Source organism: Methylophilus sp. (genome assembly GCF_008015755.1).
GTDB lineage: Bacteria > Pseudomonadota > Gammaproteobacteria > Burkholderiales > Methylophilaceae > Methylophilus.
In genome coordinates this window covers 20,711-45,082 of the sequence record NZ_SSGF01000028.1, presented here as the reverse complement: position 1 = coordinate 45,082, position 24,372 = coordinate 20,711, and the positions used below count along the sequence as shown (strand labels likewise).

The 24,372-nt window shown below is 52.0% G+C and carries 25 protein-coding genes; 9 read left to right on the top strand and 16 right to left on the bottom strand.

Annotation, left to right across the window (positions count from 1 at the left end; translation table 11 throughout):
• The first annotated feature begins 89 nt into the window (after positions 1-89).
• Both pqqA and E6Q52_RS10650 read left to right on the top strand, forming a co-directional pair.
• Positions 90-161, top strand: coding sequence for a pyrroloquinoline quinone precursor peptide PqqA (gene pqqA, locus E6Q52_RS10655; protein ID WP_081624291.1), 72 nt, complete (start codon positions 90-92; stop codon positions 159-161).
• A 119-nt stretch (positions 162-280) separates the two neighbouring features.
• Entirely contained in the window at positions 281-1,009 is a 729-nt protein-coding gene (locus tag E6Q52_RS10650; RefSeq protein ID WP_292821842.1) for a hypothetical protein, read from the top strand.
• 20 nt (positions 1,010-1,029) lie between these two features.
• Here the strand turns inward: E6Q52_RS10650 and E6Q52_RS10645 are convergent, their stop codons facing one another.
• Positions 1,030-1,857 carry a DUF3034 family protein gene (locus E6Q52_RS10645; protein WP_292821840.1) on the bottom strand — a complete coding sequence of 276 codons (828 nt, stop codon included), beginning with the start codon at positions 1,855-1,857 and terminating at the stop codon, positions 1,030-1,032.
• A 203-nt stretch (positions 1,858-2,060) separates the two neighbouring features.
• On the opposite strand from E6Q52_RS10645, the gene E6Q52_RS10640 reads away from it, so the two are divergent.
• The 5 genes from E6Q52_RS10640 to E6Q52_RS10620 all read left to right on the top strand — a co-directional run bounded on the left by E6Q52_RS10640 (position 2,061) and on the right by E6Q52_RS10620 (position 7,355).
• Positions 2,061-2,483, top strand: a complete 423-nt coding sequence (locus E6Q52_RS10640; RefSeq protein ID WP_292821839.1) for a group 1 truncated hemoglobin — start codon at positions 2,061-2,063, stop codon at positions 2,481-2,483.
• Positions 2,484-2,491: 8 nt separating this feature from the next.
• On the top strand, positions 2,492-3,064 hold the full coding sequence (locus E6Q52_RS10635; protein WP_292821836.1) for a methylamine utilization protein: 573 nt from the start codon (positions 2,492-2,494) through the stop codon (positions 3,062-3,064).
• Between the two features lie 11 nt (positions 3,065-3,075).
• Positions 3,076-5,535, top strand: coding sequence for an EAL domain-containing protein (locus E6Q52_RS10630; protein WP_292821834.1), 2,460 nt, complete (start codon positions 3,076-3,078; stop codon positions 5,533-5,535).
• A 267-nt stretch (positions 5,536-5,802) separates the two neighbouring features.
• A complete protein-coding gene (locus E6Q52_RS10625; protein ID WP_292821832.1) occupies positions 5,803-6,255 on the top strand; it encodes a MarR family winged helix-turn-helix transcriptional regulator in 453 nt (150 codons plus the stop codon).
• Between the two features lie 110 nt (positions 6,256-6,365).
• Positions 6,366-7,355: a catalase family peroxidase gene (locus tag E6Q52_RS10620; protein ID WP_292821830.1), complete on the top strand. Its 990-nt coding sequence runs from the start codon at positions 6,366-6,368 to the stop codon at positions 7,353-7,355.
• 67 nt (positions 7,356-7,422) lie between these two features.
• On the opposite strand, the gene msrB is transcribed toward E6Q52_RS10620, so the two are convergent.
• The gene (msrB, locus tag E6Q52_RS10615) at positions 7,423-7,869 is read right to left on the bottom strand and encodes a peptide-methionine (R)-S-oxide reductase MsrB (RefSeq protein ID WP_292821828.1); all 447 of its coding nucleotides are present in this window, start codon (positions 7,867-7,869) and stop codon (positions 7,423-7,425) included.
• Between the two features lie 163 nt (positions 7,870-8,032).
• On the opposite strand from msrB, the gene E6Q52_RS10610 reads away from it, so the two are divergent.
• Complete coding sequence (locus E6Q52_RS10610) at positions 8,033-8,956, top strand: bestrophin family protein (protein ID WP_292821826.1); 924 nt, start codon at positions 8,033-8,035, stop codon at positions 8,954-8,956.
• 75 nt (positions 8,957-9,031) lie between these two features.
• Here the strand turns inward: E6Q52_RS10610 and E6Q52_RS10605 are convergent, their stop codons facing one another.
• The 9 genes from E6Q52_RS10605 to E6Q52_RS10565 form a co-directional block, all read right to left on the bottom strand.
• Complete coding sequence (locus tag E6Q52_RS10605) at positions 9,032-10,456, bottom strand: porin (protein ID WP_292821824.1); 1,425 nt, start codon at positions 10,454-10,456, stop codon at positions 9,032-9,034.
• A 371-nt stretch (positions 10,457-10,827) separates the two neighbouring features.
• Complete coding sequence (locus E6Q52_RS10600) at positions 10,828-12,102, bottom strand: D-amino acid dehydrogenase (protein ID WP_292821822.1); 1,275 nt, start codon at positions 12,100-12,102, stop codon at positions 10,828-10,830.
• Positions 12,103-12,207: 105 nt separating this feature from the next.
• Positions 12,208-13,143: a glutathione synthase gene (gene gshB, locus E6Q52_RS10595; protein ID WP_292821820.1), complete on the bottom strand. Its 936-nt coding sequence runs from the start codon at positions 13,141-13,143 to the stop codon at positions 12,208-12,210.
• Between the two features lie 18 nt (positions 13,144-13,161).
• Positions 13,162-14,472: a glutamate--cysteine ligase gene (gshA, locus tag E6Q52_RS10590; RefSeq protein WP_292821818.1), complete on the bottom strand. Its 1,311-nt coding sequence runs from the start codon at positions 14,470-14,472 to the stop codon at positions 13,162-13,164.
• Positions 14,473-14,518: 46 nt separating this feature from the next.
• Positions 14,519-15,514 (bottom strand): lipoyl synthase, encoded by a 996-nt coding sequence (lipA, locus tag E6Q52_RS10585; RefSeq protein WP_292821816.1) that lies wholly within the window; start codon positions 15,512-15,514, stop codon positions 14,519-14,521.
• Positions 15,504-16,118 carry a lipoyl(octanoyl) transferase LipB gene (gene lipB / locus E6Q52_RS10580; RefSeq protein WP_292821814.1) on the bottom strand — a complete coding sequence of 205 codons (615 nt, stop codon included), beginning with the start codon at positions 16,116-16,118 and terminating at the stop codon, positions 15,504-15,506. Before lipB ends, lipA begins: the two co-directional genes overlap by 11 nt.
• A 13-nt stretch (positions 16,119-16,131) precedes the next feature.
• Positions 16,132-16,419, bottom strand: coding sequence for a DUF493 domain-containing protein (locus E6Q52_RS10575; protein WP_292821812.1), 288 nt, complete (start codon positions 16,417-16,419; stop codon positions 16,132-16,134).
• 46 nt (positions 16,420-16,465) lie between these two features.
• Complete coding sequence (locus E6Q52_RS10570) at positions 16,466-17,563, bottom strand: D-alanyl-D-alanine carboxypeptidase family protein (RefSeq protein WP_292821870.1); 1,098 nt, start codon at positions 17,561-17,563, stop codon at positions 16,466-16,468.
• A gap of 82 nt (positions 17,564-17,645) precedes the next feature.
• Positions 17,646-18,485, bottom strand: coding sequence for a septal ring lytic transglycosylase RlpA family protein (locus tag E6Q52_RS10565; protein ID WP_292821810.1), 840 nt, complete (start codon positions 18,483-18,485; stop codon positions 17,646-17,648).
• On the opposite strand from E6Q52_RS10565, the gene E6Q52_RS10560 reads away from it, so the two are divergent.
• Positions 18,484-18,660: a hypothetical protein gene (locus E6Q52_RS10560; protein ID WP_292821808.1), complete on the top strand. Its 177-nt coding sequence runs from the start codon at positions 18,484-18,486 to the stop codon at positions 18,658-18,660. The two genes, E6Q52_RS10565 and E6Q52_RS10560, sit on opposite strands and share 2 nt — an antisense overlap.
• A gap of 35 nt (positions 18,661-18,695) precedes the next feature.
• On the opposite strand, the gene rodA is transcribed toward E6Q52_RS10560, so the two are convergent.
• The 5 genes from rodA to E6Q52_RS10535 are packed head-to-tail and all read right to left on the bottom strand — an operon-like array spanning position 18,696 to position 24,355.
• Positions 18,696-19,793 (bottom strand): rod shape-determining protein RodA, encoded by a 1,098-nt coding sequence (rodA, locus tag E6Q52_RS10555; RefSeq protein ID WP_292821807.1) that lies wholly within the window; start codon positions 19,791-19,793, stop codon positions 18,696-18,698.
• Positions 19,786-21,726 (bottom strand): penicillin-binding protein 2, encoded by a 1,941-nt coding sequence (gene mrdA, locus E6Q52_RS10550; protein ID WP_292821805.1) that lies wholly within the window; start codon positions 21,724-21,726, stop codon positions 19,786-19,788. Before mrdA ends, rodA begins: the two co-directional genes overlap by 8 nt.
• A 3-nt stretch (positions 21,727-21,729) precedes the next feature.
• On the bottom strand, positions 21,730-22,206 hold the full coding sequence (mreD, locus tag E6Q52_RS10545) for a rod shape-determining protein MreD (protein ID WP_292821803.1): 477 nt from the start codon (positions 22,204-22,206) through the stop codon (positions 21,730-21,732).
• Complete coding sequence (gene mreC / locus E6Q52_RS10540) at positions 22,203-23,282, bottom strand: rod shape-determining protein MreC (RefSeq protein WP_292821801.1); 1,080 nt, start codon at positions 23,280-23,282, stop codon at positions 22,203-22,205. Before mreC ends, mreD begins: the two co-directional genes overlap by 4 nt.
• A gap of 29 nt (positions 23,283-23,311) precedes the next feature.
• Positions 23,312-24,355: a rod shape-determining protein gene (locus E6Q52_RS10535; RefSeq protein WP_029147738.1), complete on the bottom strand. Its 1,044-nt coding sequence runs from the start codon at positions 24,353-24,355 to the stop codon at positions 23,312-23,314.
• Positions 24,356-24,372: the final 17 nt, after the last annotated feature.

Here is a 24,372-nt window from a genome sequence, read left to right as displayed (position 1 = left end):
TAATCACGACAAGTGCCGTGGGCAGTTTTAATATAGTCACACGTTGATAGCAATCGCTAAGACGAATTTAAGATCAAGGAGAAATGACTATGTGGACTAAACCAGCTGCTACCGAAATGCGTTTCGGCTTCGAAGTAACTATGTATGTAATGAACAAATAATTTGTTCTTCACGACATGAACGGGCGCTCAGGCGCCCGTTTTTATTTAAAGCATGCATTGCAAAACTTTTTATGGTCACGTCGTCTCCAATGCATACATTGTTCATAAGGCTTCAAACCATGCCAAACATCGCGCACTGCGTGACCACATTAGGATTACTGTTTTGTAGCCAGTCGGTGCTGGCTTGTCTGGATGCGCAGGCGCTGAATGGCTTGGCCGACAAAGAAATGCAATACATGCTGCAACGGATTCCGCCAGCATTTGCCGATGCCGTGAGTGACCAGCTGATTCAAGGTCAAATGACGGCAGTCTCAGCAGATGCCTGCGAAGCACATTGGCAATTGCGTTTACCTGCAGCCGATATTGCCGAAGCGCAAGCGCTATTGCAGGCTGACCCTGCCAAGCAAATCATGCTGGCCGCGCAGGGTTACCAGATTCCTGAGCAAGCGGTGTTAGAAGCCGACTTTGCGGTCGATGCTGGTAGTTTGCAAGTGAAGCATCAGGACACCTTACAAACGTCAGCATTGGGCAAACTGCGCGCCAGTGTGGAGTTGATGTACGCCATGCTGACGCAAGCCCGCGCCAATGGTCAAAGCCATGCCGAACCCTGGACCGGTGCTGACAAGCAAGCGCTAGCTGCCGATTGTCAGCAGTCGCCGAGCGTAAAACAGCCTGCGGCTTGTGACTGTTATGTTGCTGGTTTGGCAGAAAAGTATAGCGCGCGCCAAGTGAGATACAACCGTTATCTGTCAACCAATCCTTACGCGTTTGCGACGGGCAACGGCGCAGACTTCAAGCAGCTGGATAAAAAGCTGCAAGCGGACTGTGGCCTGGCGGCATCACGCTAACCCAACCTCGCTAACTGAGCTTAATAATTGAGCTGGCCAGACAGATACCAGCCGGTTTGGTTATCTTTGTTGGCAATGCGGCCAAGGTCAATATAGGCCCCGGTGATCGACACGTTGCGGTGCGGAAACCAGGTCATAAAAATATCGTAGGCGCTCTGTTCTTTGTAGACCGATAGGTTATTTGGTTTGTCGCGATACTCGGTGCCAATCAGCCAGTTATCAGACAACATCACCGCCGCAGACACCGCTGGCAAAATGCGGTATCGATCATGTTTGTCACCGCCAAAGCCCAAGATGCCAAACTGATTGGCCTTGGTTGCATGCAGGTTGGCGTTGAGCAACAGGTTATAGCCATTGATGGCGCCTAAAAATAATTTGCTGGTGGCGACATAGTAGTCAACACCGCTGCGATTTTCTGCCCCGAGTGCCTTGGGCACGGCATTAAAATCTTCGTTGTATTTATATTGGGCGCCGACGGAAACTTGCGGCAACCAGCTGTCTTGCTCGTAAACGGCATCCCCTAGTACGCGGACTTTAACGCCCAGGGTGTTCAGGCGAATCTGCTCACCGGGCACGGTGTCACCGAGGCCAAACCTGGCCTGACTGGCGCTGACTTCGACGCGATTGTAAAAGCCTAGCGCAACGCCAGTGGTGTTGAGTTTGAAGTCACCGCGCGTTTCCGCGTGGGTATAAAACAACGAGCCGCCAATTTGTTTGTCGGTGCCATAACCACTGATGACCGCCCATGGCATGAGCCCGCCGCCTGCAGCGCCTTCAATTTGCGTGACGCCGCCAGTGGCTAGTAGGCGGTCACCTGCGTATGCGGGGACGGCAGTGATAGTACACAAAAAAGTGGCATGTATTAGGCACACAAAAAATCGATAAGCGGATTGCATAAGGCGTATTTCCGGATAGTTGATTGTTGCATTATGTCGTTAACGCGATAAATATCATTGCAAGAAAAGCATAGGGAAGCACATCTTTATTGTGGTTTTGTGGCCAGCATGCGCTCGTTAATATGAGAGCATTGATCCAAAGTGTGGAGAGTAATATGCGTGTGTTCGTGATGATGATCATTGCGATGATGATGGTCGGGTGTATGGCGCAATCTAAGCCTGAGGCGACGTTGTACCAGCGTATTGGTGGCCTGCCCATGCTGAGTAGAATTTCTAATCAAACCTTGGATATTGTCAGCAAGGACCCGCAAACCAGTCGTTCGTTTGAAGGGGTGAAAATGAAAACGCTAAAAGAAAGCCTGACAAACTTTTTGTGCGTGAAGACTGGTGGCGATTGCGTGTATGAGGGTGATACCATGAAAAAGTCTCATGCGGATGCAAAGATCACCACCGCAGAGTTTGAACGTATGGTCGACGTGATGCGTGAGCGCATGGATGTGAACGGCGTCGGCACCAAAGAAAAAAATGAATTGCTGCGCATCTTGGCCCCGATGAAACGGGACGTGGTGACCGATTAGGAGTGGATATGATGCGATGGTTAATGATTTTAACAGGGCTGTGTGCTGCCAGCATCTGCGCGGCGGCTGAAGTCACTGCCGTTGTCACTGATGCGGCAGGTAAGCCAGTGGCTGACGCGGTGGTGGCTTTTTATGATGGCAAGACAACCGCGTTGCCTGCGGGGGCAGGTGGCAAAGTTGTGCAAAAAAACAAGATGTTCCATCCCAAGGTGACCATCGTCCAAACCGGGACCAAGATCAATTTTCCAAACGAGGACACGGTCAGGCACCACGTATATTCGTTCTCGCCAGCAAAAAAGTTTGAGTTAAAGCTGTATGCCGGGATCCCCAGTGATCCGGTGTTGTTTGACCAAGCGGGCGTGGTGACGCTGGGATGCAACATTCACGATTCTATGATAGGGTACATTTATATTGTGGATACACCATTTTTTGCCAAAACTGACGACAAAGGCAAAGCCGTACTTAAGTTAAATGAAGGGCACTATAATTATCAGGCTTGGTTGCCTGGCCAGACTAAACCTGGTGTAGAGCAGAAAATTACCATAGAGGGTGCGACTGAGGTCAAGATCACTCTCCCCTAGACGCACACTGCATGATCAAGTTCAAACATATACATTCACGCATTGCTTTTACCTTTTTAACGGTGGTGGTGCTGATCCAATTGGCCGGGCTGATTCCGCTCAAATACGCCTTGGATAAACACGCGAATCAACTGGCTGAAGAGCAAATTAATGTCGGTGAGCGCGTTTTCGTCAGCTTGCTACAGCACAACACACAAAGCCTCAAGCAGGCGACCCAAGTCCTGGCTGCAGATTTTGCGTTTAGGGAGGCGGTCGCCACGAATGATGCCGGTACCATAGCGTCTGCGCTGGAAAGCTATCAAGGGCGCATTCACGCTCAGATTGCCTACTTCATCAGCAGCCATGAAGACCTGGTGATAGGCACCGCAGATAATGAGCAAGCCTTGTTTGGGGAAAATGCCAAAGAAGATGCCATGCATGCGATTGTTGAGAATCAGCGTGGCACATTGAAGTTTGATATTGTGGAAGGTAAGCCTTACCAGCTGATCACGGTGCCGGTAAAAGCCCCAGAAACCATCGGTTGGATTGTGATGGGGTTTGCAGTGGATGGGCGGCTGGCTACTCAGATCAAGCAGTTGACGCATCTTGATGTCACCTTTGTGCAAAAAACCGATCAACGTGCCTGGCAATTAGTCAGCAGCACGACAACCCCTGAGCTGTCTAACTTGTTGGTAAAAAGCGTGGCCGATATTTATCGGCAAAAACTGTCACTGCACCGCGTCAACCTCAATGACCAAGCCTATCACTTAAAAATCCGCTCCTTGCATGAAACCAAAGATGAGGCTTTTTTGGTGGTGTTACAAGGGTCGGTGGAGCCTTTCACCCAAGATTTGAACACGCTGTTCAAAGTTATGCTGTTGCTGACATTCATAGGGGTGTTGATTTTTGCCGTCCTGATTTGGTATGTCTCGCGCAAGACCACAGAGCCGATCGCGGCACTGGTCAAAGATACCGATAACATTGCTCTTGGGGATTACGAAAAAGAAATTCAGGTCAATAGCACCGATGAAGTCGGTCATTTGGCCAAAGCGCTTAACAGTATGCGCGAGGCCGTGTTGCAACGCTCCTTGCGTATCCAGCGGCTGGCGTTTAATGACGAACTGACAGGGCTTTCTAATCGTCTCGCCTTCAACCAAGGGGTACATCAGGCCATCACCACCCATGCGCAAAGCCAGCAAAAACTGAGTGTGATTGTCATCAATATTCATCGATTTAAACCGATTAATCAAACCTTGGGGCGCGATTTTGGCGATGATTTATTGCGCCATGTGGGCCAGGTGCTTAAGCAAAATGTGCTGAGCGAGCAAGACATCGTGGCACGTCTGGATGCGGATGTATTTGCCGTATTATTACAGCATACTGATCAGGCTAAAGCCACACGCTATGCCGACAAGATTCAGCACGTGTTTGAGCAGCCAGTGAGCGTACAAGGGCAGGCGATTGATGTGCGCACCGGTATTGGGATCTCCTTGTACCCAGATCACGGACTCAGTGAAGAGTCATTGCTCAATCACGCTGAAACTGCTCTGCAGGAATCACGGGCCAAAAAATCACCCTGGATTGTCTACAACACGGCATTGGAAATCGATCAGTCAGAAACCTTGACCCTGATTTCCGACTTGAAAGAGGCCATTCAGCATGACCAGTTACTGTTGTATATCCAGCCTAAGATTGACGTCACGACACGTCGTGCTTTGGGCGGCGAAGCTCTGATCCGCTGGGTGCATCCTGAAAAAGGCATGATTTTCCCTGACCAGTTTATTCCGTTTGCCGAGCAAACTGGTGTCATCAGCGATATCACTAACTGGATGCTACGTCGCGCCTGTCAGGTGCTGGCCGGTTTCAAAAAGCAAGGCTTGCACATCACGCTGGCGGTCAATTTGTCCACGCGCGATCTGAATAATATGGAGTTTCCGGAGCAAATTGGTCATTTACTGTCGTCGCATGGCCTGGATGCTAAATCGCTAAAGCTGGAAATCACTGAAGGTAGTTTGATGCAAGACCCAGAGCGCGCCGAAGTCGTGGTGAAAAAGCTGGCGGCCATGGGCCTGCACTTGGCGATTGATGATTTTGGCACGGGCTATTCCTCGCTGGCCTATTTGCGGCAATTGCCAGTACAAGAACTTAAAATTGACCGCTCATTTGTTATGTTTATGGACAAAAACAGCAGCGATGCCAGTATTGTGAAATCGACCATAGACCTGGCGCACAATATGGGTCTGATTGTGGTGGCAGAAGGCATTGAAAACGAGTATGTCCTTAATCAGTTGGCCAGATTAGGTTGTAACGAAGGCCAGGGCTACTTTATTGGCAAGCCGATGCCAGAAAAAGATTTTTCGGTGTGGCTGGAACGTTGGGAAGGTCAAAATGAGATCGATATTGATATCGGTGATGATCTGTCCTATGACCTGAACCCACAGGATATTGAGCCGCAAGTGCAAGACCCTTTCAAACTCGATCATCTCAGCTAAGCAGTTGAGTGATACACAAGCCTTACCTTATGGTGAGGCTTTTTTGTTTGTTGATTAGTTTTATTAATGGATGCCATTAAAACATTCAACTTTATTTCACAATCCAACCCGCTTAAGATGGTCACCTAACCCTACAGGAGATTGTCATGAGCCAGATCAGAATGCACAAAAAAGCCAATTTCATTGTTCATTATGTGATTAATTATTTTCACAGATAAGCATTAAATATATTGCCATTAAATAGTGCGCTATTTATAATCGAAGCTTATGAGTGAAGATGCAAAAACTAAAACACCCGTGTTACAAGAGCAGTTATGCTTTTCGGTCTATTCGCTGTCGCTCGCCATTAACAAGGTGTATCGGCCATTGTTAAAAAAGCTCGATCTCACCTATTCACAGTATTTAGTCATGCTGGTATTGTGGGAGAGTGATCAGCGCACGGTGAGCGATATTGGCGAACAACTGTTTTTAGACTCTGCGACTTTAACGCCATTGTTAAAACGGCTCGAAGCAGCAGCACTGGTGGAGCGCGTGCGCTCTAGCCAGGATGAGCGTCAGGTGATTGTTGGTCTCACCGCACAAGGGCGGCAATTGCGACAGCACGCGGCAGGTATTATGGACGACATGCTGTGTGCCATGGGTTGTTCGGTGGAAGAGCTCGGTGCCTTGCGTGAGCGCTTGAATAGTTTGCGCAATCATTTGATTCAACACGTTGCCTGAGCCCCGGGCAACTGAGTAAAAAGTGGGTGTTGATTTTTTTAACATTTAAGTAGTGCACGATTTAATTTTGTGTGATCTTTTTTTGAAACTTTAGTGAAAGGGAATTAACAATGAAAATAAGCGCAATCCTCAGCGTGTTGTTTGCCGCCACTGTTGCCGTGACATATCCAGCCTTGGCTGATGACAAACCGGTGACCGAGCAATTGGTGGATACTTTAACCACTTTGTCTGGTGGCCCCCATGCAGGCTATCGTGCCAATCACGCCAAAGGTGTGATGGTGCAGGGCACGTTTACGCCGACGGCGCAGGCGGCAGGCATTAGCCAGGCGGCGCATTTCCAAAAAGCCACGCCAGTGCTGGTGCGTTTTTCTGATGCTACGGGCGTGCCGAATATTCCTGATGCCAATGGCAATGCTTTCCCAAAAGGCATCGCCATTCGCTTTCAATTGCCAGACGGTAGTGCCACCGACATTGTGAGTATTTCGGTGAATGGCTTTCCGGCCGCCACGCCTGAAGATTTTTTAGGCTTGCTCAACGCGGTGCGTGATTCACAAGGCAGCACGGCCAAGCCTAGCCCGGTGGAGCAGTTTTTGGGTGCACATCCGGCCGCCCTGAAATTTGTCACTACGCCTAAACCGGCGCCTGTGAGTTTTGCAACGCAGCCATTTTTTGGCGTGAATGCATTTCAATTTACCAACGCAGCAGGCAAGGCAGTCTATGGCCGTTATCAGATTGTGCCGGTGGCTGGGGCGCAATATTTAAACCAAGCCGCGGCTGACAAAGCAGCGCCAGATTACCTGATGACGGATATTGTCGCGCGCGTGCAAGCCAAAGACGTGCAATATAAACTGTTGCTGCAACTGGCTGCGCCAGGAGATGACGTGAACAATGCAACCGTGGTATGGCCTGATAGCCGTCAAACAGTAGAGCTGGGGACACTCACCTTGAATAAAGCGGTGGCAGACAGCCAAGCGGCAGAAAAACCGATCATGTTTAACCCGCTGCAATTAACCGATGGCATTGCGCCTAGCCAGGATCCTATCTTGCTAGCACGGCCAGCCGCCTATGCGGTGAGTTACGGTAGAAGGCTGGGGCACTAACCCGATTGAATATCAGAGAATTGGGTATTTAAGAAGTCGCAGCGCTGACCATGGTCAGCGCTGTTTTTTAGGTGGCGACGAAATTAATGGCTTTGCCATTGATGCAATAGCGCAAGCCAGTCTCGGTTTTGCCATCAGGGAATACATGCCCCAGATGCGCATCGCACACATTGCATTTCACTTCTATGCGCTGCATGCCATGGCTTTCGTCGGCAAAGTAGGCAATGGCATTACTTGCCAGCGGTTGGTCAAAAGAGGGCCAGCCTGAGGCCGATTCAAATTTTTGCCCCGAATCAAACAGCACTTGCTCGCAACAGGTACAGGCGTAACGCCCTGGGCTAAACGCGACACACATTTCAGAAGAAAACGGCCGCTCGGTGGCACTGAGGCGAGTAATCGCAAACACTTCATCATCCAGAATCTCACGCCAGGCGCGGATGGATTTCTGTAATTTGTGATCGGGCGCCAGATTGCCTTCTCTGGCGAGTTTGAGAATATCTTTCCATTTCAACATGATGTTTATCCATTCGCTGGTGATGCACGGCACAGACGCTAAAAAATGCTAAACCAGCGCTTTCCCCTGTCTTTTTCAAACATGCAGGTATCACGCTGGCAGATAGACTACAGACTATCGAGTATAACATTATCGCAATGGTTCACCAGGCAGGAGACTTTCCGTGATCGTCAGACCCAGACCCCATCTCTTAGAGCTGTTTTTTATCATCAAAGGTTCGATCGTGCTCAGGATCATGCCACTGATGGTGTTTGTGGCGACCCTGTCTGCGGCGGTGGTTTCTTTATATACTTTTAGACCAGACTGGTTGCCCAGATTTGACGGTGGCCCGTTTGCATTGCTGGGCATTACCTTGTCCATTTTTCTCGCGTTTAGAAATAACGCCTGTTATGAGCGCTGGTGGGAGGCGAGAAAAATCTGGGGTGAGTTTATGCTCACAGCGAGAAACCTCGCGCGTTTGAGCCAAATTTTAGATCCCCAGGATGGCAGCCTTAGCCCGTCACGCAGACAACTGCTGGAACATAACATCGCGTATGCACATGCGCTGTTGTTGCAGCTCCGGCCGGGCGATCAATTGCCGAAAATAACGCGGTTATTGCCAGCAGACATTGCCAGCGCGTTTACTCAGAGCAGAAACCCGCCTGAGGTCATTTTGCGCGCCATGGAGCGTATTCTGATTGAAGCGCTGAGAGAGGGCCACATTCAGCCTATCCAGTTCAACCTGCTAGAGGAGCTAATTCAGAAGCTGGCACTGACACAGGCAGCCTGTGAGCGTATCCAAAATACGCCGATTCCGTTTGGCTATACCTTGCTGTTGCATCGCACCGCCTATACCTTCTGCTTTTTAATGCCTTTTGGGTTTGCCAATACCTTGGGTTGGGCGACGCCATTTGTGACTGCGCTCGCCGCTTACACCCTGTTTGGGCTGGATGCCTTGGGCAACGAGCTGGAAGAGCCTTTTGCGCCGATTGCCAACGCATTTCCGATTAACGCGCTGACCGATCTGATTGAAATTGAACTCAGGGAAGCCTTGGGGGATGAGGTGCTACCCGCAGCGCCAGTGCCGAAAGAGTTTGTGCTGATGTAGCTCAGGGCATTATATGCTGATGGCGAAAGGCGTGTGCACCATGGCGGTAGCCGCCAATGGTGCGTTAAAGGGAAATTAAAAGTCGAACTGCGCGCGCATGGTGATCGCATCTTCGTGATCAAACGTGTAGCTTTTATTGGTGCTGCTTGTAGGCGTGGTGACGGTCACGGGCGTATCAAAGTGCGTATGCACGTAGTTGGCGACTAAGCGCACATAAGGCGTCAGAATCCAGTTGGCACCAATTGTCCAGCTATCAAATTCATTAGAACGACCAGCGGACAAGCGACCAGTGCCAGCGGCATTTGTAGTGACAAAGTCACTGCCATCAAATTTGCTGTACCGGGCACCTAGCTGCAATGCGCCCCAGCCATCGCCACCCCAGGCAAAGTCCTGCTTGGGCCGCAAACGCCCAAACATGCCGTCTTTATAGGTGCTGGCAAATGCTTCGCCGGTCACAATCCAATTGACGCTGGCATACCATGCGGTCAAGTCGCGATCAAAGTTAGCGCCATCAAACGTTTCCCGGATATGTTCAGTTTGAAATTTCAGTGGTCCGTGTGCGAGCGCCAGTTCATAGCCTTGCCGGCTACGGTCAACCGCTCTGGTAAACGTGTCTGTGGAGAATACGGTATAACCGCGACCTTCGGTCTGGACGTTGAGTGTGGTAATGCTGCCAGGCTCTTGTTGTCCTTTGGCATAAAAACCGCCCATGTGAACGACACTGTCTTTCCAGCCTGCAAATTGTGCAATATTGCCAACGACGCGCACCAAGCCGTCTTTATTGTCATATTTGGCATCTGTTTCGTCGCCGTTAGCGGTGGTTGTATTCACCCCTTTGCCATCGGTCCAGGACGCGTTATAAAACAGGCCGGGGATGGGTTCGCCAAATACCATCACACCACGGTCAAAGGTCGGGCCTAGCAAATAATCGGTAGAGCCGCGTTCTTGAAAGTCGGTAAAGTTGGCGTTCATGGCCCGCTCTAGGCCATAAAAAGGTTTGAACTGGCCAGTGCGTAATTTAAACCCATTAAAGCGGGTATAGTCTACGTGCGCATAGGTTAAGCCTACGCTGCCATTGTTGGCGGTGCCGCTATATTCGGCTTCTAGCCGGGCGGCAACATCTTTCATGGCGACATTGGCACCCAATCGTGCGCGCCTGATATTGAATGTATCTGGCGCGGCAATGTCGGGTGCAAAACTGCGGTAATCGGCTTGCACGCGGCCGTTAATGCCGAGTTTCCACGCCCCGCTACCATCTTCAAAACTCAAGCCATTTTTAAAGTTGGCATACACTGGCTGGCCAGTGGACTGGCCGCGCGCTGACTGCAGCGTTTTTAACTGATCCGCCATGGCCTCAATTTTTGATTGTTGCTCACGCAGTTGCAGTTTTTCTTCTGTTGCGATGGCTGGCGGCGGTTCGGCGGGTTTACTCGATGTTACTTTTAAGGCTTTTAATTCATTTGCCAGCATTTGCATTTGCTGTTGTTGTGCTTCTAACATCTGTTGCAATTGTGCAATGCGGGCGTCTGTTTCAGCGTCTGCTCAGGCTGATGTCATGCTCATCCCTAACATCACCGTGCTGAGCGCGGCAGTTATTTTGTTAATGTGTAAAAAAGGCGCTTTGGCGCCCGCGGCAATGCTAATTGCCTGATGATTGACATGTTTCACTAAGGTTGTCCTCTCGTGATAAATAGGGTGTTTTTAGTCTATGGTCACTATTGCGGCTTTACTATTCCCTTGTAAGTAATAAAATGGTGATCAATAAACTACAAAGATTTTAGCATCGTTATATTCATTCAGGAATATCGTTAATGGGTGATTAAGACCTTGAAGATGATCGATTTTGGCACAGCTTGATGTGAAAGCAGGCGTTAAGAAGAATAGCGTTTGTTGCTTAATTCTTGGGTCGCAATGGCGGGCTGGTCATGCGCCATCAGGTCAGCTAATACCTGGCCTGATCCGCATGCCATGGTCCAGCCCAGGGTGCCATGGCCAGTATTCAGCCACACGTTGGGGTAGCGGGCATCTGCCTGGCCTATGATGGGCGTGCCATCCGGAGTCATCGGGCGCAAGCCTGTCCAGAATAAGGCTTGCGAGAGATCGCCAGCATGTGGGAACAAGCCATTGAATACCATTTCCAGCGTTGCGCGGCGGCGCGGGTTGAGGCGCAAATCAAAGCCTGCCAGTTCAGCAATGCCGCCGACGCGGATGCGCTGGTCAAACCGAGTAATCGCCACTTTGTAGGTTTCATCCATGACGGTGGATAGCGGCGCCGCATCGGGGTTCGTGATGGGGATGGTCAGTGAATACCCTTTGACTGGGTAGACTGGCAGATTCAGTCCGAGTGCCTGCGTGAGTGGGCGTGAATAGCAGCCGAGGGCCACTACATAATGGTCTGCTATCAGTGTTTCCAAGCCAGCATTGGTTTGTATTTCTACGCCTTGCAATTGATTTTGTTGCGTGATCAGGCGCTGGATGCTCACGCCTTGGACGAATTGCACGCCCAGAGCCTGTGCCTTCAACGCCAACTCGCGAGTAAACAACTGGCAATCGCCAGTTTCGTCGCCAGGCAGATATAAGCCGCCTAGGAGCTGGTCTTTTACATGCGCCAGTGCGGGTTCGATACGTGTGCAGCCCGCGGGGTCCAGATGCTCAAAAGCCACCCCCATACGGCTCAATACGGCAATATCTTTGGCCTCAGCGGCGAGCTGTTTTTGTGTGCGAAAGACTTGCAGCGTGCCGCGGCTACGCGCTTCGTACTGGATGCCCGTGTTGGTGCGCAAGGTGCGCAGGCAGTCGCGACTGTATTCTGCCAGCCGAACCATCCGTGATTTATTAAGGTCGTAGCGGGCGGTGGAGCAGTTGCCTAAAAATTGTGCAATCCACTGACATTGCCACACGCTGAAATCGGGACGAATACGGAGAGGCGCATGGCGTTGAAACAGCCACTTGAGCGCTTTGAGCGGTACATCCGGGCTTGCCCATGGCGCTGCATAGCCTGGTGAAATCTGGCCTGCATTGGCAAAGCTGGTTTCGAGGCCAACGGCTGGCTGGCGGTCTATGACGGTGACCTCAAACCCTTTTAATGCCAGGTAATAAGCACTTGTGACGCCAATGACACCAGAACCCAGCACCAACACACGCATGATGACACTCCTACAACGGCAACTGACGATGCCACTTATGTGACATCAGCCATCTTATCAAAATTGATCAGCTAGATGCAGATGGTGTGTGTTGCCTGATGGACGTCAGGATGCGAGTTTTTCCAGCGCTTCCACCATGACTTTGGCGGGGTCACAGTCTGTTTGTGCGGCAATCTCCACCATGCCGGTGGGGCTGGTGACATTCACTTCGGTTAAATAGTCGCCAATCACATCCAGTCCGACTAAAAATAGGCCGTGTTGTTTGAGTGTTTTGCCTACTGTAGACGCGATTTCCTGGTCGCGGGCACTGAGCGGTTGCGCGACGCCTTTGCCGCCAGCCGCCAGGTTGCCGCGCGTTTCGCCGGCTTTGGGGATGCGCGCGAGTGCATAGGGCAACGGCTCACCGTTGATGATCAGGATGCGTTTATCGCCTTGGCTAATCTCAGGAATATAGCGCTGCACCATGATGGTTTGTGCTTCAAACTGGGTAAGCGTTTCGAGGATGGCGTAGATATTCGGGTCGTCTGTACGCAGCCTAAAAATACCACTGCCGCCCATGCCATCCAGCGGTTTGACGATGATGTCGCCGTGTTCGGCCAAAAAGGCTATTATTTTCTCTTGTTTGCTGGTGACGATAAAAGGCGGCGTGAATTGCGCAAAACGCGTGACTGACAGTTTTTCGTTCCAGCCGCGAATAGAGGCCGGGTCGTTGATGATGCGCGCGCCTTGTTGTTGCGCTAGTTCGAGCAAATAGGTGCTGTAGAGGTATTCGTTATCAAACGGCGGGTCTTTGCGCATGAGCACTGCATCAAACCCACTTGGCACGTGCGTGGTTTTGTCACCGGTTTGCCAGTGGTCATGGTCAACAAAGGCAAAAGGCTGGGCGTCAACGTGGACGGTGTCGCGTTGCAGGTGCCAGTCGTGCTGCTCACACACATAGAGCGTGTGACCACGCGCTTGCGCGGCGCGCATGATGGCAATGCTGGTATCTTTATAGCTTTTGAGGGAGGCCAGCGGATCCAAAATAAACAGCAGTTTCATTATGCGCCTCGGCGGTGTTTAATCATTCAACGGGTCGTTGTCCTGTAGCTCCATGCCTGCGGCTAACAGCGCCAGGCGCGCCACCACGCCATAGGCATAAAAACGGTTGGGCGGCGCATCAGGTGCGCCCGCACAGTCGGGCAGGGTGCAGGGTTTTTCAAACGCGAGTGGGGCAAAGTGCATGCCGGGCGCATTGAGGTTTTCATCAATGCCGCGGCTGGTATGCACGCGGTAAAAGCCACCAATCACAAAGTGGTCCATCATATACACCACCGGTTCGGCCACGGCATCGTTGATGTTCTCAAAAGTGTATACGCCTTCCTGAATCATCACCTCAGATACCTGCATGCCTTCTTTAATCACTGACATTTTATTGCGCGCTTTACGGTTGAGGTCGCGCACTTCGTCTGCTGATTTAACGCTCATGATGCCCATGCCATAGGTGCCAGCATCGGCTTTCACAATCGCAAACGGCTGTTGCGTGATGCCGTATTCGTCATATTTGGCCTGAATTTTTTTCAGGATGGCATCGACTTTGTCTGCCAGTAAGTCTTCGCCGACGCGGGCATGGAAATCAATGCCGCTGGCGGTGTCAAAATACGGGTTGAGCAACCAAGGGTCGATCTCAAGCAATTGCGAAAACTCGTCGACCACTTTGTCATAGGCGGCAAAGTGTTGTGATTTGCGGCGCGTAAACCAGCCTGCATGCAAGGGTGGGATCAGGGTTTGTTCCAGGTTTTGCAACATCTCGGGCACGCCGCCGGACAAGTCGTTATTGAGCAAAATGGCACAGCTATCAAACGCCGGGTAATCCACGCCTTCAAACGAAGCGGCCTTTAATTGCAGGCGGTTTTTCACGCGCACTAAGGGCTCCAGAATCAATGGCAGGCCATCGTGGGTTTCCAGCTTGGTAATTGCGGTGATGTCTGGCGACAAGCTGCCGATACGCACATCCATGCCGGCCGCTTTGAGGATGTTGTGCAGCTCAAGCACGTTGCGCAAATAATAGGTGTTGCGGGTATGGTTCTCTGGAATCAGTAATAAACGGCGTGCATCAGGGCAGATTTTTTCAACTGCCACTTGGGCTGCTTGCACGGCGAGGCTTAAAAATTCTGGGTTCAGGTTGTTAAAGCCGCCTGGGAACAAATTGGTATCTACCGGCGCGATTTTAAAACCGGCGTTACGCAGGTCAACGCTGGCATAAAACGGGGCAGGGATTTCCTGCCATTTGGTGCGAAACCAGTGTTCGATATCCGGCATGGCCTGTAACACGCGTTTTTCCAGCGTATACAGTGGGCCACTCAAAGCCGTTGTTAAGTGTGGAACCATGTTTGCTCCTGTGCTTGTTATTGATTGGCCGGATGACCGGCACCGTTTATGCGGATGGTTGCTCGATCACGGCATGTGCTTGTTGATCTGCATGATAACTGCTGCGCACCATGGGGCCGCTGGCTGCGTTGTCAAAGCCCATGGCGTCGGCCTGTTGTTTAAACCAGTCGAAGGTTTGCGGCGTGACATAGCGCAACACGGGTAAATGGTGCACGCTGGGTTGCAGATATTGGCCCAAGGTCAGCATGCTGACGTTGTGCGCACGCAAGTCACGCATGACTGCAATGATTTCTTCGTCGGTTTCACCCAGGCCGAGCATGAGGCCAGACTTGGTGGGCACATGGGGGTACATGGCACTGAATTGCTTGAGCAGATCTAGCGAGTGCTGGTAGTCAGAGCCTGGGCGCGCCTGTTTGTAGAGGCGTGGCACGGTTTCCAGGTTATGGTTCATAACATCTGGGGGTGCTTCGCGCAGAATCTTCAGTGAGACATCGAGGCGGCCACGAAAATCGGGCACGAGAATCTCGATTTTGATCTGCGGCGATTGCGCGCGAATCGCACGGATACAATCAACAAAGTGCTGGGCGCCGCCGTCGGGCAGGTCATCACGGTCGACCGAGGTCACCACCACATAACGCAGTTTCATCTGCGCAATGGTGCGCGCCAGGTTTTCTGGTTCGTTGGGGTCTGGCGGCAAAGGTTTGCCATGCGCCACGTCACAAAATGGGCAGCGGCGGGTGCAAATATCGCCCAGAATCATAAAGGTCGCCGTGCCGCCGCTAAAGCATTCACCAATATTGGGGCAACTGGCTTCTTCACATACGGTGTGCAGATTGTTGTCGCGCAGTACCTGTTTGATTTCCTGAAAACGCGCCGAATCTGGCACTTTCATACGTATCCATTCCGGCTTGCGCAGCATCGGTTGCGGCACGATTTTAATTGGGATGCGTGCCGTTTTAGCGGCGTCTATCTCTTTGACACCGGCCACTTTTTTGGCTGGGCGCACGCTGACCGGATGTTCTGGGTTGGCATTATCTGACATGCGTCAGTTTCTCTTTCAATCGTTGGGTTAACTCTGCTGCAATGTCAGGCATGGTCAGCGCGATATTTAAATCCCGGGTTTGTGTCATTTGCATGCCAGCATAACCGCAAGGGTCAATGTCGGCAAATGGCTGTAAATCCATGTCTATGTTTAAACTCAGGCCATGATAGCAGCACTGGTTTTTAAGGCGTAATCCGAGGGAGGCGATTTTTTTGCCCGCCACATAGACGCCGGGGGCATCGGCACGCGCCTCAGCGGCAACACCATAGGCTGACAGAAATGCTATCAGGCTATTTTCCAAGATGGAGACAAGTTGCCGTACATTCAAGTGGCTGCGTGCCAGATCAATCAGGCAGTAAATGATGAGTTGCCCGGGGCCGTGATAAGTGATTTTGCCGCCGCGGTCTACATTGACGACCGGAATGTCGTTTTGCGGCAGGCGGACGCCACGACGGTTAAGGCCCAAGGTATAGACCGGCGGATGTTCAGTGATCCATAGCTGGTCTGGGGTATCTGGGCTGCGCGCGGCAGTAAATGCCTGCATTTCAGCCAGCGTGGCCGCATAATCAGTCAAGCCTAGCTGGCGAATTTGCAGAGCAGGCATGGGGTAAAGCAGGTTACAACACGACCTTGACCATCGGGTGCGAGGTCAGGCTGCGATAAATATCGTCCAGTTGCGGTTTAGAGGTGACATACACCAGGCAAGTCAGGCTCAGGTATTTGCCATTGCTGCTGCCGCGCATCTCGATCAAATGCGTGTCGAACTCTGGCCAATGGCCCTGAATAATGCGGGTGACTTCAAGAGTAAAGTCGTCATGCGTTTCACCCATGACCTTGATCGGGAAGTTGGTCGGAAACTCAATCAGGGTTTCTTCTGCTGCAGGCGTTTGCGCTTGCTGGGTCATGGGGTCACCTACCTTTGTGTTTAGTCAGCGTTATGACGACAAGGGTTTACTGCAAATACAGGCGCACCTGGTCAATCATGCGTGAGAAGATGTTGCTGGCCTCAACGGCATGCACGGTCACCAGTGGCACGCTGTGTACCACTTTGCCGCCCAGGCTGAAATCAACGGCACCCACGGTTTGATGCGCTTTGAGAGGCGCCTCCAGTGGTTTTGCAATACGCAGATTCGCCTTCATATTGGCATATTCACCTTGCGGTAATGTTAAGTAGACCGGTTTGGCCACCGTTAAATCGACTTCATTTTCGGTGCCTTTCCAGACTTTTTGACGCGTAATGGCTTTGTCGGCTGGGTAAATCAGCTTGGACTCATAAAACTGGAAACCAAAATTCAGCAGTTTCTGGCTTTCAGCCGCGCGTACATTATCTGAAGTGGTGCCGAGGACCACAGAAATCAAGCGGAAGTCACTGCGTTTTGCGGAAGAAATCAGACAATAACCAGCAGACTCGGTGTGGCCGGTTTTCATGCCATCGACTGAAGGGTCAATAAACAACAGGCGGTTGCGGTTAGGCTGTGTGATGTTGTTATAGGTATAAGATTTTTGAGAATACAGGCGCGCATAGTCCTGTGGAAAGTCACGGATCAAGGCATTGGCCAGAATCGACAAGTCACGCGCCGTCGTCGTGTGCGTCGGGTCTGGCAAGCCAGTGGCATTCACAAAGTGGCTGTTTTTCATGCCTAGTGCAGCGGCTTTTTTGTTCATCAGCGTCGCGAACAGTTCTTCGCTGCCTGCAATGCCTTCTGCCAGCGTAATAGCAGCATCGTTGCCAGACTGAATAATCAGGCCATGTAGCAACTCGTCCACCGTCACCGTCATGGTGGTATCGATAAACATTTTGGAGCCTTCGACCTTCCAGGCTTTTTGGCTCACTGGCAAGGTTTGTGTCAGTACCAGGCGTTTTTGCTTCACGGCCTCAAACGTCAGATAAGCCGTCATGACTTTGGTCAACGAGGCTGGCTCAACTGGCATGTCCGGGTTGTTAGCGGCTAACAGGCTGCCGGTATTCGCATCACGCAGCACAAAGGCCTTGGCGGCCAGGGTAGGCGTAGGCACATTGCCGGTGATGGCTTCAGCCGCCACAGTCAGTAAAGGAATGGAGAGTAAAAAAGCAATACAAGAACGCCACATGGTCATCATTTAACGAGAAAAAATACTTAACGAGAAAAAGTTACCGGGAAAATATCAGCGCAGGTAACTGGAATTGGTCACGCATTTGACTAGCGACTTGAGCCGCCAACGCGTGATCTGGATATGGCCCCAGCACGATCTGGAACACTTTTCCATTATACACTTTGTTGAGCAGGGATTGTGTGTCTGGCAGCGCACTGAAAATGCGCTGTTGCAGACGGTCTGCGTTCTCTTCTTGGCCGAAAGCGCCTACCTGTACATACACACCATTTGCGTCCAACGTCGACAAGGGTTTTGCCGCAGTAATGGTGCGCGTGACTTGCACCGTCTCTTGCGACAGTGCTGGTGTGTTTGCTATGGGTTGCGCAGTGGTGGTCGGGCTCTCTGATGGCTGCGCGGGGTCGATTAATGTCACCTGTACTTGGGCAGAGCCGTGGCGGGTGATATCCAGCTGTTTGGCGGCGGCATAAGACAAGTCAATGATACGGTCGCGGCCAAAGGGCCCGCGGTCATTAACGCGCGCCATGATGGTTTTACCATTGCTGAGGTTGGTGACGCGTACATAACTCGGAATCGGCAAGGTGCGGTGTGCCGCGCTCAGTTTGAACATATCATAAGGCTCACCACTGGCGGTTTTGCGACCATGAAACTTCTTGCCATACCACGAGGCGTGCCCGGTTTGTGTGTATGGCGTACTGAGGTCAGACATAGGTGTCACGGTTTCACCGTTGACAATATAGGGCTTGGTCGTGCCTTTCACAATCGGCTCCACCTTCGGCGTGATGGTGGTTTCGAGCGGAATATTCGGGTCTATGCCGTCTGTGGCATTGCCGCTGCTTTCAGGTTTGGGGTCTATGTTAATCACTTTTGGGCCGCCCATGACTGTGCCATTGCTGGCTGGGGTGTTGGTGGCAGGCATGGATGCGCTGCTGGCAGGGATATTCGCTGCTGGTTTTGTCGGCGGTGTTGAGGGCGCGGTCTGCCGCGGCGGCATGCTGCTGCTACAGGCGGCCAGCCAGATTGTCAGCGTGATGAGGCATAACCGTTGCAAGTGAAAAAACATCCAGTTCCTTAATCGGGATTGACGCGCCTAATCAGTGGCGACCAGGCGCTTGTGCGATTGCACGCTCATTAATAAGCCCAGGCTTAGGCCCAGCGTGAGTAATGAGGTGCCGCCATAGCTGACTAGCGGTAATGGAATGCCGACCACAGGCAAAATGCCGCTGACCATGCCCATATTCACAAAACAATAAGTGAAAAAGGTGGCTGCGATGCTGCCAGCCAGCAGGCGAGAGAAAGTACTCTTGGCTTGTGACGCGATAATGAAGGCGCGACCAATAATGATGGTAAACAACAACAATAACAGGCTGCAGCCAACCAGGCCAAACTCTTCAGCAAACACCGCAAAAATAAAGTCGGTGGTGCGTTCGGGCACAAAATCCAGTTGCGACTGCGTGCCGTTGAGCCAGCCTTTGCCGGTGGTGCCGCCAGAGCCAATGGCAATGGTGGCCTGAATAATATGGTAACCGGCGCCCAGCGGATCTTGGCTGGGGTCGATCAGGATCTCTACGCGGCGACGTTGGTAATCATGCAGCATGGACCACAAAATGGGCAGGGCGGCGCCAAACGCGACCACACTACCAAAAATAAATTTCCAGCTCAGGCCTGCTAAAAAGATGACATAAAAACCAGAGGCAAATACCAGCGTGGCGGTGCCGAGGTCGGGCTGTTTGGCAATCAGCAGTACTGGTGTGAGCAAAATCACGCCTGCAACAATGTAATCGGCTGTGCGCAGCATGCTTTCGCGTTTGGAAAAATACCAGGACAGCATGATAGGCACCGCCAGTTTCATCAGCTCTGAGGGCTGGATTTTGGTCACGCCCAGATTTAGCCAGCGCCGTGCGCCGTGGCTAATGTCACCGACCAGCGCAACGGCAATCAGCAGGGCCAACCCCAGCAGGTAGGCTGGCAAAGCAATGCGTTCTATATGTTGCGGCTGGGTGTTGGCGACCAGAAACATCACGCCCAGCATCACCACAATATTGATCAACTGCGCATTGACCTTGAGCAGTGACTGGCCGGAGGCGCTGTAAAGCACCATGAGCGCGACCACCAGTACCATGAGCACGGTGGCGAGCAAGATGGAGTCGATATGGCGGATAAAGTGGCCTATCCATTGTCTAATCATGCGGTTCTTCCTCGACTTCTGGCGCGTTGACGACGGCCGCTTCTGCCGCGGCTGCTGCTTGCGCTGCGGCCGGATCTACTGGCACTTTGCCCAGCAAATAATAATCCATCACTTTGCGCGCGATTGGCCCGGCGGTTGAGCCGCCATGACTGCCGTTTTCAACAATCACCGCCACGGCAATTTTCGGGTCTTCTGCTGGGGCATAGGCAGTAAACCAGGCGTGGTCACGGTGGCGTTCGGCAATCAGTTTTTCGTTGTATTTTTCGTTTTGCTTGATGCCTACCACTTGCGCGGTGCCTGTTTTGGCTGCAATGTCATAGCCTGCATTCGCGCCCACGGCAGCGGCTGTTCCGCCTGGCCGTGTCACATCCATCATGCCCAGCTTCACAATCTCCAGATTCTGCACATTCAGGTTTAACTGGTCGGCAATGGCATGCGGCAACATTTTTACCTGATTGGTTTTACTGTCGACGATCGCATTGACCAAATGTGGACGGATTGCCTTACCGTTGTTAGCCAAGGTGGCGGTGGCATATGCCAACTGCATGGGCGTGACCAGCGTGTAGCCCTGACCAATGCCGACAATGACGGTTTCACCCATATACCACGGTTGCTTATAGCGTCTCTGTTTCCAGGCAGGCGTTGGTAATAAGCCGGACAATTCACCTTGAATGTCGATATTGGTTTTTTCGCCAAAGCCAAAATGGCGCACAAAGTCGGTCAGGCGCTCAATGCCAAGCTCAACCGCCAGGCCGTAAAAAAAGGTATCGCAAGAAACCGTAATCGCCCTGCGCATATCCACCGCGCCATGGCCGGAGGGCTTCCAGTCGCGGTAACGGTGGCGGCTATTGGGCAATGTGAAATAACCGGGGTCGCTAATGGTAAAAGGTGGCTGGCGTTTGCCAGACTCAAGCCCCGCCAGTGCCACAAACGGTTTGAACGTCGAGCCGGGTGGATAAATGCCTTTTAATGCACGGTTGATCAGAGGTTTGTCTAAGGAGTTGTTGAGCAGGTTCCAGTTGTCAAAATCAATGCCATCCACAAATAGGTTGGCATCAAATGACGGCATGCTCACCATCGATAGCACTTCGCCGGTTTTGGGCTGTATGGCCACCAGTGCGCCGCGGCGACCGGCAAATTCATGCTCGGCGATTTCCTGCATTTTGGCATCCATAGACAACACAATATTGTTGCCCGAGGTGGGCGACGCGCTCGACAGTACGCGTACTGCCCGGCCATCGGCATCGATTTCTACTTGTTGAAAACCGGTAACGCCATGCAGGTCGGCTTCATAGGCTTGCTCGACGCCCGCTTTGCCGATGTGCTCGGTGCCTTTGTAATTAGAGAGCTGGCTGCTCTCTTTTAGTTGTTTGAGGTCGTTTTCGTTGATACGGCTGATGTAGCCAATGCCATGCGTACCCAGCGTGCCGTAGGGATAATGGCGGAACAGTCGCGATTTGAGCTCAACACCGGGGAAGCGGAAGCGATTGACGGCAAACTTGGCGGCTTCGTATTCGTTGAGGTGGGTGCGGATGGGAATGCTTTCAAACGTATGGCTCTGCGCGCGCAATTTTTTAAAACGTTTTAAATCGGTGGCGGAAATCTCGACCAAGCTGCTAAGTTCGGCAATGGTGTCCTGCAAGCCATCGGTTTTCGATGGCGTGATTTCCAGCGTATAGACAAAAAAGTTATGCGCCAGAATAATGCCGTTGCGGTCAGAAATCAGGCCACGATTAGGCGTGATCGGCACAATCGAAATACGGTTGTTTTCTGCCAGCGTTTGATAATAGTCATAACGAAATACTTGCAGAAAATAGAAACGGCCCAGCAGCGCTGAAAAGGCGCTGAGAACCAGTAAGATCAGAAAAACCAGACGAACCCGGAACTTATGCTGTTCGTTTTGATGGTTTTTGAGTTCGGTGCTATACCCCATCGCTTATAACTTCTTCGGGCGGGTCAGTTCGCCAAACCAGATAATCATGCACTGCCACAAGATCAGGTCCGAAGCGACCGGCAGGGCGTAGGTCCAGTCGGGCAACTCACTACCGGCGAACAGTTTGAGCAATAAAATCAGTCCGCGTTGTACGCCAAACAAAAAGATCACATACAAATAAAGTTGCCAGCGGTTAAACAGCACCAGGCGACGCTGGTAAATCAGGCCGAGAAAAGCGGTGATGGCAAACGTCAGCGCATGCTGGCCGAGCAGGCTGCCCGTGGATAAATCGACCAACAGCCCGGCAAACCAGACCCAGCCAATATTGCAGTGATAAGGTGCTTGCAGCACCCAGTAAATCATGATGACCAGCAAAAAGTCAGGGCGGATGATGACGCCGGTGTCAGACCATGGATAGAGCTGAAAGACCAACCCAGCCAGCATAGTGAACAAAAAGATACTGAATTTTACCGGTTTCATGGATGCTCCGGTGCGGCAGGGGTGAGTGTACTATCAGGCAGTGTGGTGGCGCCTGGTTCAGAGCTGGGCGCATCCAGCACGGGGGTTTCAGTGGCGGGGTGCGGGTCAACCGCCGCGTTATTTTTTTGCAAGACCTCAACCACAGACTGGTCCAGGTGCTGCGCGTTATTGCGTGGTAGCACTTGCCTGTTTTCGCTGGACTGGTTGATGGCCGGTGACTCGGGTACCTTGAGGATCAGCACGTGTTTGTGGTTATTCACGCCTGCAATCGGGCGGCTGATGATTTTGGCAAAAGGGGAGTCCTGGCTTTGTTTGATCTGGGTGACCACCGCCACAGCTAGGCCTGCTGGATACACACCATCAATCCCTGAAGTGACCAGCTTGTCGCCGACTTTAATATCGACACTGGTCGGCAAGTAAGGGATGTCCAGCGTGTTGCGCTTGCCTTCACCAAAGGCAATGGCGCGCAACTGGTTGCGCTCAATCTGGATCGGAATCGACAGTTTTTTGTCGGTAATCAGCGTCACTTCGCTGGTAAAGGTATACACACGCGTAATTTGCCCGACCACGCCTTGCTCATCCACCACGGCCTGGCCTGGGGTGATGTGGTGACGGCTGCCGCGGTTGAGCGTGATAATGTTGCTAAACGGGTCGCGCCCCATATGCAACACTTCGCCGAGCGTGGCTTGCGGAATAATCGGCGCATCCCCCGCCAATAGCGTGCGCAAATGGGCGTTTTCGGCATCCACTGTCGCCAGGCGCTGCAAGGCGGCATTGTCTATCAGTGACTGTTGCTTGAGTTTGAAATTGTCTTGAATCAGCTGGTTATGTGACGTGAAGTAGGTGTTGATATTGCGACCCCACTCATTAGGCGCGCTGGCCAGCACCTCTAGCGGGTGTAAAGCTGTGCTGAACCATTGTCTAACCTGGCTTAAATAGTCAAAGCGTGCATCGACCGCCATCATCACCAGTGATAGCGTGCAAAAAAACATCAGGCGTGAAAAAGGCTTGGGTCCCTGGATAAAAAATGCCGGGGACTCCTGCGGATCAAGCTGTTGGTGTATGCCTTTTAGCATGGTCGGGTGCGTGCCAACGTTGCCCCGAATTATTCGCTAGCAAAAACGTTGCCCAGCTTGTCCATTTCTTCCAGTGCGCGACCGCAGCCACGGGCGACGCAAGTCAGCGGGTCTTCGGCCACAATGACCGGTAAACCGGTTTCTTCTACCAGCAAGCGATCCAAGTCGCGTAGCAGCGCGCCACCACCGGTCAGTACCATGCCTTTTTCGGCAATGTCAGCACCCAGCTCTGGTGGGGTTTGCTCCAGCGCAGACTTCACCGCGCCAACGATAGAGTTCAGCGGCTCGGTCAATGCTTCTAGGATTTCGTTGCTGGAGATGGTGAATTTACGTGGTAAACCTTCTGCCAGGTTGCGGCCAGTGACTTCCATTTCGAGCACTTCGGAGCCCGGGAACGCGGAGCCGATTCTTTTCTTGATGGCTTCAGCGGTTGGCTCGGAGATTTGCATGCCGTAGTTGCGGCGAATGTAGTCGATAATCGCCTGGTCAAACTTGTCGCCACCGACGCGCTCAGACTTGGCGTACACAATGCCGCCCAGTGAAATCACGCCGACTTCAGTGGTGCCACCGCCAATATCCACCACCATGGAGCCGGTCGCTTCCGCCACTGGCATGTCAGCACCAATGGCGGCTGCCATCGGTTCTTCAATCAAAAATACCTGTTTAGCACCTGCGCGCTCGGCAGATTCTTTAATGGCGCGGCGCTCAACTTGCGTAGAGCCTACTGGCACACAGATGATGATGCGTGGGCTAGGTGAGAACCAGCGTGATTCGTGTACTTTGCGGATAAAAAACTTGAGCATTTGCTCGGTGATGGTGAAGTCGGCAATCACCCCATCTTTCATTGGGCGAATGGCTTGAATATTGGCAGGGGCGCGGCCTAGCATGCTTTTCGCATCCGAACCCACCGCCAGTAATACCTTTTTACCGTTGGGACCGCCTTCGGTACGAATCGCCACTACCGACGGTTCATCCAACACGACGCCCTTACCACGCACGTAGATCAGGGTGTTGGCGGTGCCAAGGTCAATGGCAAGGTCATTGGAGAAGTAGCTGTTGATTGAACCGAACATTGTTTTATCCTGTGAAG